The organism is Mycobacterium sp. 1245852.3 (assembly GCF_001669335.1).
Lineage (GTDB): Bacteria > Actinomycetota > Actinomycetes > Mycobacteriales > Mycobacteriaceae > Mycobacterium > Mycobacterium europaeum_A.
Map to the genome: position 1 here is coordinate 1 of NZ_LZLL01000429.1, position 1,407 is coordinate 1,407.

The window sequence follows — 1,407 nt, forward strand, 5'->3', positions numbered from 1 at the left end:
CTGTGAGGCCGGTGGTAGTTGTAGTGGACGTTCCAGATGCCGAGGGCGTCTGCGCGCTGTTGCTCTGATGTCCATGCGTGTGCGTAGAGGAACTCTTCGGCCAGTATTCGGTTGTATCGCTCTACTTTTCCGTTATGACGTGGGGTGTAAGGCGCGATCTTTTGGTGACGTGCTCCGAGCATGGCGCGGGCGAAGGAGTCGGCTCGGTAGCAGGCTCCGTTATCAGTTACGATCCGCTCGATTCGTATGATGCCGTGTGCGGCGAACCAGGCTCGCGCCCGATGCATGAATCCGATTGCCGTAGAGGCTTTCTCGTCTGTCAACGCTTCGGTGTAGGCGAGGCGGGAGAAGCCATCGATGGCGGAATGCATATAAACATATCCGCCGCGCGCCCTGGGCCTTGCCGCGAGCTACGGAGCGGGCCTGGTTGCTGGCACGGCCGTGGGTCCTCCATCCGCCGCCGTCGGGTATTCGTCCGACTTTCTTAACGTCGAGGTGGATCTGATGACCTGGGCAGCGGGCGATGATCTTGAGCGGCTTACGGTTGCTGCCGCCGTTGGGATCGATGAATCGGCGGCGTTGGAGTCCCAGCTGGGTGAGGTGGCGGGTCACGGTACGTCGGCTGATCGCGATGCCCTCGCTGTTAAGCTCGAAGGCAATTCGCGATGCCGACCACTTCCAGGTTCGACGCCAATGTTCAACCTTGGTGACAGTGTCGGCTGACGTCGTCGTCGGCTGACGGTGCGGCGCCGATGAGCGATCTTGAAGGCCTAGCTCTCCGTGGTTGCGGTATCGGTTCACCCACTTGGATGCGCAGGACCGCGAGATGCCCATCTCGGCGGCGACGTGAGCGATAGGGCGACGTTGGCAGCCCTCAACGAGGCGGCGGCGACCTTCTAGGGACAGTGGGGCGTTGCGGTGGGACACGGTTGGACTTTCTTGTCATTGGGCTGGCGATAGGTGGTGGACGCGGATCTGGCCGGGATCGGCTGTGCCGCTGTTACTTCGAGGAATCGCCGGCGTGGTGAATCCGAAGGCGCTCCGGGAACGCTCGGGACAGGCAACAGCCGTGAAGAGGCCGCCCTATGCGGCGATCTCGGCGATGTTGTCGAGCATTGTGGGCCAGACCTGCCGTGGGAATGCGCCGTGTCCGACGCCGTCGAGCATGACGAGTTTGGCGCCGGGGATAGCTTTGGCGGTGGCGTAGCCGCCGGCGGGTTTGATGAGCGGGTCGAGGGTGCCGTGCATGACCAGGGCCGGAAGCGTCAGTGTGGATAGTGCTCGGGTGCGGTCGGGGGCGGCGAACATCGCTGCTTGCTGGCGGAGCTTGCCGCCCGGATCATGTGCGCGTTGAAAGCTGGCTGCTCCAACGTCGTTGAGCCAGTCGATGTCGAGCGGATAGTTGGC

At 63.0% G+C, this 1,407-nt stretch carries 1 protein-coding gene and 1 pseudogene; both read right to left on the minus strand.

What is annotated here, in order from left to right; all coding sequences use genetic code 11:
• Positions 1 to 927, minus strand: a pseudogene (locus A9W96_RS30615) (IS481 family transposase); the annotation flags it as partial.
• Between the two features lie 156 nt (positions 928 to 1,083).
• Positions 1,084 to 1,407, minus strand: a 324-nt coding sequence (locus A9W96_RS19045) for an alpha/beta fold hydrolase (RefSeq protein WP_197499569.1), incomplete at its 5' end; no start/stop codon positions are given.